This is a genomic window from Marisediminitalea sp., assembly GCF_984433645.1.
On the sequence record NZ_CFIDRX010000170.1, the window covers coordinates 1 to 9,204 of the forward strand.

Genomic DNA, 9,204 nt, shown 5'->3' on the forward strand with positions numbered 1-9,204 from the left:
AAAAAGGACTTAAAAAAAGGACCGGATTAATGGAGTATCGGTACGATGTTGCATAAACCAACATTATTGGTGCGTCGCCTTGTTATAACTAAGGATGGGCATCATGTATATGATGAGGAATTCCATATTGGCGTAAATGTTATCCGAGGTAAAAACTCTTCTGGTAAGTCGTCAATATCAGATTTTTTATTCTATGGATTAGGAGGAGAGCTTACAAAGTGGAAAAATGAAGCAAAGACCTGTGATTTCGTATTTGTTGAAGTAGCTTTGAACAAGGATATTTTTACGCTCAAAAGGGAAATAGATGAAAAGTCGCGCAGGGGAATGGACATATTTGCTGGTGATTTTGAAACAGCTTCGGTGTCGAATACAGAAAGTTGGCTTCGTTATCCATATAACGCGACAGAAAAAAAAGAGAGCTTTTATCAGGCACTATTGAAAGAGCTTGGCCTACCTTATTCTAAGTCAGAAGATAAAAATAGTATAACCATGCATCAACTTTTAAGAATGATGTATGTTGACCAGATGACTTCACCAGACCGTCTATTTAAATTTGATCAGTTTGATTCATCCAGTAAAAGACAAGCTATCGGTGAATTACTGATGGGGGTTTCTGATTTTTCATTGTATGAAAGTCGAGTACGGTTGATAAAGCTAGAAGCACAGCTAGATGCTCGAATTAAGGAAATTAAGACAATTCACGAGTTTTTTGGCGGTAGCATTAAAACATTAGATGAAATTGATAGCGAAATATCAGAAAAATTGTTAGCGATTCAACAATTGGAAGAGCAGATTGTTGAGCAGGACGATGGTCCTGATAATGAAATTGATGAAAACCTTGCACTACTTAGCGAGAAACTCAGAGAATTAAGAAATATCAAGCTAGAGCTACTAACAGAAACATCATCTCTCAACTTTGAAATTGTTGATTCGCAAAAGTTTATTGAGTCTTTGCAATCTCGCTTAGATGCGTTATCGGATACGTCTCGTACAATTGATGCCCTATCTGATATAGCCTTTTCATATTGCCCTGCATGCTACACAGAGTTAGAGAAAAAAGAGTCGGGTTGTCACCTTTGCGGAAGTGAAAAAAAGCAAAAGAGCGGTGAATACGACCCCACTTTTAAAGTCAGAAAAGAGATCGAGTTTCAAATCGCAGAGTCTTCTTATCTCGTGGAGGCTAGGCAAAAAAAACTAAATATGCTTGAGACTAAGCTCAGTCAGGTCCAAGTTGAAATAGAGGTAGCTGAAAACGAGATTGCTACTTTTCAACGACCAAAAGCAAGAGTTAACTCAGGATTAAGAAGTACATTCAAAGAAATCGGTTCATTGAGCAAGCAGATAGAAGACTTGAATCAAAGTAAGGACAAGTATTCTAAGCTATATGATTCTTACCAGCAAAGAGACGCATTACAAACAGAGGTTACGAGGCTGAAAGACCAAATTGAGAGAAAACAAGCATCTCAAGAAAAAGCTTTACGCACTAAAAAACGTTACTTGTCACAACAAACAATGAATATTCTTCGAGCAGACCAAGATCACGAAGAAATATTTAGAGAGGGTACGAAAATAGACTTCGATTTCTCTGAGGATAGAGTTTCAATTGATGAAAGAGTGCTTTTTTCGGCAAGCTCGATGGTCTATTTAAAAAATGCCTTTAGGCTTTCGATGTTGCAAGCCTCATGTACAGACAGCAGCTATTTGTACCCTCGATTTTTGCTTATGGATAATATTGAAGACAAAGGAATGGAACCAGAAAGGAGCCAACTGTTCCAGAAGGAAATTCTGAAAGTTTCCAACTCTCTTACTGTAGATCATCAAATTATATTTACTACATCGCTAATAGCGCCTGAAATCGAAGGAACTGAGTATTGTGTTGGTGATTACTACACTGATCAAAATAAAACCCTGAAGTTCGCCAAACGCCAAAGCTAGCGCCCTATATGGTGGACCATAGATCATGAACAACGTGCTTTATGTTTCAAAATTAACTCCAACCCTAGCTCGTTTTTGCCCATTAAAAAGCAAGAGCGGCCGTCCGTTTCACGTACAAACCAGCCAAAAAAGTTAAACCCGATTATGCCCGGGTATGGCCACTACTCATCCACACATCTAAGTCCTTCAAACAAAAAAGCCAGTTACTTCTCAGCAACTGGCTTTCTTCAATCAAACCGTAAAACGCTTAAAATTAAAAACCTAAACCCCGGTCCCAATAATATCTCTGGCTACGTGCACCAGTTGTGGGCCTAAGCTTTCCATGGCCATTTCTTGTGATACCAGATAGGTTGGGCCACCGCAGTTGAGTGCCATTATGCGGCCGTCCTGTAGTTTTAGCGGTACGCCTACGCTGTTTACTGCGCGGTCCCAGTCGCCGAATGAGGTAACGAAGCCGTGCTTGTCGTAGCATTCCAATGCAGCTTCAATGCCCGCTTTGTGCTTTGGCCACTTGTCTCCGGCGCGGGCTTCCATTTCTTTCATCACTACGTCGCGTTCTTCCTGCGGAAGGCCTGCTAAGTAGGCGCGGCCAGCGGCCGAGGTGGAAATGGGTAAGCTTGAGCCTACGTCCATGCGCAGTGCCTGGGCGTCGTCGCCGCGGCAGTTTTCTACGTAAATCATGGTCAGGCGCTCGCGAATGGTAAGGCCTACCGACAGGTTCACGCGTTCTGCCAGGCGCTCCATAATGGGCTTGGCAATGCGGCGCACCTGCAGATTAGAGGTATAGGCATAACCCAGTGCTAACACACCTGCGTCCAGTTGGTATTTTTCCAGTTGGGTTGAGTACGACAAATACCCCAGTTTGCTAAGGGTGTAGGTCATGCGGGAAATGGTGGGTTTGGGCAGGCCGGTGATCCGTGCCAGATCCTGGTTGCCCAGTACACCGCCTTGTTGACTGAATGCGCGTAATACATCCAGGCCGCGGGCAAGTGATTCAATAAACTTCCGGTCGCTACTGTCGCTCTTCTTACGTGGCAGGTCACTAAACTCTGTCATACAAAGTGATACTCTTTTCCTAAACGTCCAACCGCTATTTACTACTCTAAGCGTATTAGGTCGCGGTAAGCTTAACTGCTGCTTACTCTATGAATTAACTGGCTTTGGGCCTGAGTATACACCGGATGCCGCGCTTTACCAATGCTCCGGAAGTTCATGAGCTGCTGTTCATTGCCTGAGTAAATTCGGGCAACGCACAGCAGACCCGATAGGCTAAGCCAACTCCCTCTCCAGAATCATGGCAACGCCCTGACCCACACCAATACACAAGCTGACTACTGCGTACCGGCCTTGTTGTCGTTCTAACTGACGCAGGGCGGTTAACGCCAGCCGCACGCCCGATGCGCCCAGCGGGTGCCCTACGGCAATGGCGCCGCCATTGGGGTTAACCCGGCTGTCGTCGAACGCTACGTTCAGTTCTTTTAAGCAGCCCAGTACCTGAACGGCAAAGGCTTCGTTAATTTCGATTACGTCCATGTCGTTCAATGTTAAGTTGGCGCGGTGCAGGGCTTTGCGAATAGCGGCAACCGGGCCTAAGCCCATTACCCTTGGCGCTACCCCGGCTACTGCACAGGCCACTACCCGAGCACGTGGATGCATGCCGATGGCATTTCCGGCTTCCTTGCTGCCCAGCAACAACGCTGCTGCACCGTCGTTAATACCCGATGCGTTACCGGCGGTTACTACGCCATTGGCGAACAAGGGGTTGAGTGAGGCCAGCTTACTGGCTTCGGCATCGGCTCTTGGGTGTTCGTCTTCGGCTACGTCAACGGTGGTTTTGCGCTTTGCGCCAGGCACGGTTACCGGCAGAATTTCATCGTTAAAGAAACCGTCGGCTTTGGCCTTTTGGTATTTGTATTGCGAGGCCAGAGCAAAGGCGTCGCTTTGTTCCCGGCTAATGGCTAAATCGCTGGCAATGTTGTCGGCGGTTTGTGGCATGGTGTCGTTGCCCACGGCGGCTTCCACTTTGGGGTTAGGGAAGCGTGCGCCAATGGTGCTGTCGAATACCACGACATCGCGACCAAAGGGCTGGCTGTTCTTGGCCATGACGAACGGCGCGCGGCTCATGCTTTCAACGCCACCGGCAATCATCCAGTCGCCTTCGTTACACATAATGGCGCGGGCGGCTTCTATGCTGGCTGACAGCCCGCTGCCGCATAAGCGGTTTTGGGTTTGTGCGGCGACGGTTTCGGGTATACCAGCTAATAGCGCAGCATGACGCGCAACGTTACGTGCGTCTTCACCGGCTTGGTTAGTACAGCCAATGATCACATCTTCAATGGCGTCGCCCGGTACATCGTTACGCGCCAGTAAGCCCTTCAGGCACAAAGATAACAGGTCATCAGGGCGGGTGTGGGCCAACACCCCGCCATGACGACCAAAAGCGGTACGGATCCCATCGTAAATATAGGCGTGTTTCATGATCAGGCTCCTTGAATGAGTGGCTTGCCAGTTTGCGCGTTAGTTTGAACTTCGCGCTGCAGCCACATGCTGGGGCGGTAACGCGGGTCACCGCTTTGGGTGAATAACCGTTGTAGCAGGGTTAACACGTTGGCCAGGCCAATTTGGCTGGCCCAGGCAAAAGCACCTTGCGGATAACCCAGGCCCAGTTGCATGGCGCGGTCGATATCTGCGGCGCTGGCAATGTCTTTGTGCACCATGTCGCAGGCAATATTGATGATGCAGGCCAAAACCCGCTGACTCACAAAGCCGTAGCTGTCGTTAATCACTTCTACCTGTTTGCCGGTGCTAGCGAACAGGGCGTGGGCGAATTGTGCTACATCGCTGCGGGTGGCTTGTGTGCGCATGAGCACGCGAATGTCGGTGTTGGGGAACAGAGGATCCACCGCGATGGTGCGGCTAGCGTCCAGGCCATGTTCATAAGCATAGCCGGAAGCATCAGTGCCCCAGGGGCTGATAATGATCAGTGCGTTATCAGACGGCTGTTCACCTTGCTCAATCACCACTTTGGTGTTGCTGAGCAATTGCAGCACTTGTTTGTGTTCGTTACTTCCGCTGCCTGCTATCCACGCCGGCATGGCTTTGGTGTCAGCGAGCGAAGGCGTGGCTGGTAGTTCAGGAAGCTGTTGCTTACCGTCGGTGTAGGTGTAAAACCCTTTGCCGGTTTTTCTGCCCAGCAAACCTGCCTGCACACGTTGTTCTGCCAGTGGGCTGGGGCGATAGCGCGGGTCGTGATAAAACTGCTGGTAAATCGATTCGGTGACCTTGTGGGAAATATCCAGTCCGGTTAAATCGAACAGGGTAAACGGGCCCATTTTAAAACCACACTGAGCGGTAAGAATACGGTCGATTTGCGCAATGTCGGCGACCTGTTCGGCCAGCACGTGCAGCGCTTCGCCGCCGTACCCGCGGCCAACGTGATTCACCAAAAAGCCCGGCATGTCTTTTACCCTTACCGGCGTATGGCCAATGGCGTCGGTGAGGGCAACAATCTGTTCTACCACGTCGGCGCGTGTTTGCAGTGCGCCAATTACTTCGGCCAATTTCATTAAAGGCACGGGGTTAAAAAAGTGCCAGCCCACAACGCGTTCCGGGTTAGCACATCCGGCTGCGATCTGGGTCACTGATAATGACGAGGTGTTCGTCGCCAGAATACAGTGCTCGGCTACCAACGTTTCTAACTGTTGAAACAGGGCTATTTTAGCGTCGTAGCGTTCTACAATAGCCTCGACAATCAGTTCGCAGTGAGCCAGTTGGTCCAGTGCATCGGTTTGTGCAAGGGACAGGTTGTTCATGGCCTGCTCAACGCTAATACCGGTCAGGCGGCCTTTGGCAGCTTGCTTACTCAGCATGGCGTTAATGTTGTCGCGGGCCGACGACAGCGCCTCGGCCTGGGTATCAACCAATACCACGTTTTTACCGCTGGCCAGTAATACCTGTGCAATGCCGCGGCCCATGGCGCCCGCGCCGACTACCCCTGTGTGTTGAATAGTATGCATCATTCACCTACATGTTCGGGTAGTTCGGGCCGCCGGTACCTTCGGGCGGTACCCAGCAGATGTTCTGCGACGGATCTTTAATGTCACAGGTTTTACAGTGCACACAGTTTTGCGCATTGATTTGCAGCTGCGGGCCAGACTCGGCTTCCACAATTTCGTACACACCTGCCGGGCAATAGCGCTGGGCAGGTTCGTTGTATTTGGCCAGGTTTACTTTTACCGGAATGGCCGGGTCGAGTAAGCGCAAATGGCTGGGCTGATCTTCTTCGTGGTTGGTGTTCGACAAATATACCGACGAGAGCTTGTCGAAACTCAGCTTGCCATCCGGTTTAGGGTAGTGCTTTTCAGGGCACTCGCTGGCGGGTTTCATTTGTGCATAGTCGGGCTTAGTGTCGTGTAGGGTCCAGGGTAAGCGACCTTGAAACAGGTTTTGCTCAATCCAGTTGTAAGCACCGCCCATAATGGGGCCGAACTTGTGCATAGCCGGGCCGAAATTACGACTGGCGTGCAGTTCTTTGTGTAACCAGGAATCGCGGAAGGCGTCGGTGAAGCCGGTCAGTGTGTCTGGCAGGTTGTCTTGTCCCTCCTGCCCATCCTGAATTAGCGCGTTCAGCACGTTTTCTGCGGCAATCATGCCCGACTTCATGGCGGTATGAGTGCCTTTGATTTTGGCAAAGTTCAGGGTGCCGGCATCACAGCCAATCAATAAGCCGCCGGGGAACGCCATCTCGGGCAGGGCATTTAATCCGCCTTTGGCAATGGCTCTTGCGCCGTAGCTCAGGCGTTTGCCGGAAGAGAGTACGTCAGCAAATAGCGGGTGATGCTTCATTTGCTGGAATTCGTCGAAGGGGCTGATATGCGGGTTGCTGTAGTTCAGATCCACAATTAATCCTACCACCACCTGATTGTTGTCGGCGTGGTACAGGAAAAAGCCGCCGGTAGTGTCGTTGTCCAGTGGCCAGCCTGAGCCGTGTACTACCAGGCCCGGTTTGTGTAACGCAGGGTCGATTTCCCACAGTTCTTTTATGCCAATACCATAGTGCTGGGGATCGCTGTTCGCATCGAGCTTGAACTGACTGATAAGCTGTTTGCCCAGGTGGCCGCGACAGCCTTCGGCAAACAGGGTGTATTTACCATACAGCGCCATGCCGGGCATGTAGCTGTCTTTCTGTTCGCCGTCTTTGCCAATGCCCATGTCGCCGGTATATACGCCTTTTACCCGACCGTTGTCGTCGTAGGCGATTTCCGCGGCTGCAAAGCCGGGGAAGATTTCTACGCCAATGGCTTCGGCCTGGGTGGCCAGCCAGCGGCACACGTTGCCCAGGCTCACAATGTAGTTGCCGTCGTTGTGCATAGGGGCGGGTATGGCCCAGCCGGGTACTTTGGTGGCGCGTTGCTGATCTTTAAGCAGGTACAGTTCGTCTTCGGTAACGGGCGTGGTAAGTGGTGCGCCTTTTTCCTGCCAGTCGGGGATCAGTTCGTCCAGGGCTGTGGTTTCTAATATGGCTCCCGACAGAATATGGGCGCCTACTTCAGAGCCTTTTTCCAACACGCAAACACTGATGTCCTGTTGCTTGTCGTTCGCCAGTTTTTTCAGATGATAGGCTGCCGATAAACCCGCAGGTCCGGCACCGACGATCACTACGTCAAACTCCATCGATTCTCGTTCCACAGCAAATCCTCCTTTCTTAAATTGTGTTATTCCGCCAGGCAATAGCGGCTGGATACCTTAGTTTGCAGTGTGAAAACACTGGCTGCGCAGCGAGTGCGAAGCTGGCAGCCAATGTTGAGGTCACGCTTGGTTACAGCAAACTTTCCAGTTCAGGCAGTACCTCAAACAGGTCTGCTACCAGACCGTAGTCGGCAATCTGGAAGATAGGCGCTTCTTCGTCTTTGTTAATGGCCACGATGACTTTGGAGTCTTTCATACCGGCCTGATGCTGAATGGCACCTGAGATACCCACGGCAATGTACAGATCCGGGGCGACGATCTTGCCGGTTTGACCTACCTGCATGTCGTTCGGCACAAAGCCCGCGTCTACCGCGGCGCGTGATGCGCCTACTGCCGCACCAAGCTTGTCGGCGACTTTTTCCAGTAGGCTGAAGTTCTCGCCGTTGCCCATACCGCGACCACCCGAAATGATCACGCCAGCGGCGGTCAGTTCAGGGCGCTCAGACACGGCCAGTTCTTCCGACACAAATTCGCTTTGCGCGTTGGCATGTACCAGGCCGCAGGGGGTAATGGTGGCGCTGCCGTCGGTACCCGCTGCATCAAAAGCACTGGTACGCACGGTGATTACTTTTTTGCTGTCTAGAGACTGAATGGTGGCCAGTGCATTACCCGCATAAATAGGACGCACAAACGTATCGGCGCTTTTCACGGCCACAATGTCAGATATCTGAGCGACATCCAGCAGTGCCGCTACGCGGGGCAGGGTGTTCTTGCCAGTCGTCGTGCCAGCGGCAATCACATAGTCAAAGTCACTTGCCAATTCGGCAATCAGCTTGGCGGTGTTTTCGGCCAGTTGATGTTGGTAAACGGCGTTATCTGCAACCAGTATGGTATCCACGCCACTCACGGCACTGGCTTGTTCGGCCACGGCCTGACAGTCGCTGCCAATGACCAGAATGGAGATGGGCTGATTTAACTGACTTGCCGCATTAACGGTATTCAAGGTAGCAGGTTTTAACTGCTGATTATCGTGTTCTGCAATCACTAAAATGGCCATTTAGATCACCTTGGCTTCGTTTTTAAGTTTGTCGACCAGCTCGGCAACAGATTTCACTTTTACACCGGCGCTGCGCTGAGGTGGCGGGTTAACGCCCAGCAGTTGCGTGTGCGCTGACAGAGTTACGCCCAGATCGTCTGGCGTGACGGTGGCAAGTGGTTTGCGCTTGGCTTTCATAATGTTGGGTAGCGACGCGTAGCGCGGCTCGTTCAAACGCAGGTCGGTGGTAACAATCGCGGGAAGTTTCAGCGACAGGGTTTGCAAACCGCCGTCGATTTCGCGGGTTACTGTTACGCTGTTGTCGGCGATGGATACTTCTGATGCAAAGGTTGCCTGTGGCATATCGCACAAGGCGGCGAGCATCTGACCGGTTTGGTTGTTGTCGGAGTCGATGGCCTGTTTACCCATGATCACCAGTGAAGGCTGTTCTTGCTCAACCACTTTGGCCAGCAGTTTTGCCACATTCAGCGATTCGGTGTTGGCGGTAGTCTCAACCAGAATAGCGCGGTCAGCACCCAGGGCCA

At 51.0% G+C, this 9,204-nt stretch carries 7 protein-coding genes; 1 reads left to right on the forward strand and 6 read right to left on the reverse strand.

Annotated elements, in window-relative coordinates:
• The first annotated feature begins 45 nt into the window (after positions 1-45).
• Entirely contained in the window at positions 46-1,935 is a 1,890-nt protein-coding gene (locus AC4MRN_RS16960; protein ID WP_491203942.1) for a hypothetical protein, read from the forward strand.
• 261 nt (positions 1,936-2,196) lie between these two features.
• On the opposite strand, the gene AC4MRN_RS16965 is transcribed toward AC4MRN_RS16960, so the two are convergent.
• From AC4MRN_RS16965 to AC4MRN_RS16990, 6 genes are all read right to left on the reverse strand, one after another.
• A complete protein-coding gene (locus AC4MRN_RS16965) occupies positions 2,197-2,991 on the reverse strand; it encodes an IclR family transcriptional regulator (protein ID WP_073323500.1) in 795 nt (264 codons plus the stop codon).
• Positions 2,992-3,204: 213 nt separating this feature from the next.
• Positions 3,205-4,413 (reverse strand): 3-oxoadipyl-CoA thiolase, encoded by a 1,209-nt coding sequence (locus AC4MRN_RS16970; RefSeq protein ID WP_491203943.1) that lies wholly within the window; start codon positions 4,411-4,413, stop codon positions 3,205-3,207.
• 2 nt (positions 4,414-4,415) lie between these two features.
• Positions 4,416-5,954 (reverse strand): 3-hydroxyacyl-CoA dehydrogenase, encoded by a 1,539-nt coding sequence (locus tag AC4MRN_RS16975; protein ID WP_491203944.1) that lies wholly within the window; start codon positions 5,952-5,954, stop codon positions 4,416-4,418.
• A 4-nt stretch (positions 5,955-5,958) separates the two neighbouring features.
• A complete protein-coding gene (locus AC4MRN_RS16980) occupies positions 5,959-7,623 on the reverse strand; it encodes an electron transfer flavoprotein-ubiquinone oxidoreductase (RefSeq protein WP_491203945.1) in 1,665 nt (554 codons plus the stop codon).
• A gap of 130 nt (positions 7,624-7,753) precedes the next feature.
• Positions 7,754-8,680, reverse strand: coding sequence for an electron transfer flavoprotein subunit alpha/FixB family protein (locus tag AC4MRN_RS16985; RefSeq protein WP_491203946.1), 927 nt, complete (start codon positions 8,678-8,680; stop codon positions 7,754-7,756).
• The coding region (locus AC4MRN_RS16990) for an electron transfer flavoprotein subunit beta/FixA family protein (RefSeq protein ID WP_491203947.1) at positions 8,681-9,204 on the reverse strand (524 nt) is incomplete at its 5' end.

What these genes read in the sequence shown, in the direction of transcription:
- AC4MRN_RS16985 (WP_491203946.1), bottom strand. Translation starts at nt 8,680, where the DNA reads ATGGCCATTTTAGTGATTGCAGAACACGATAATCAGCAGTTAAAACCT.
- AC4MRN_RS16965 (WP_073323500.1), bottom strand. Translation starts at nt 2,991, where the DNA reads ATGACAGAGTTTAGTGACCTGCCACGTAAGAAGAGCGACAGTAGCGAC.
- AC4MRN_RS16975 (WP_491203944.1), bottom strand. Translation starts at nt 5,954, where the DNA reads ATGATGCATACTATTCAACACACAGGGGTAGTCGGCGCGGGCGCCATG.
- AC4MRN_RS16960 (WP_491203942.1), top strand. Translation starts at nt 46, where the DNA reads ATGTTGCATAAACCAACATTATTGGTGCGTCGCCTTGTTATAACTAAG.
- AC4MRN_RS16970 (WP_491203943.1), bottom strand. Translation starts at nt 4,413, where the DNA reads ATGAAACACGCCTATATTTACGATGGGATCCGTACCGCTTTTGGTCGT.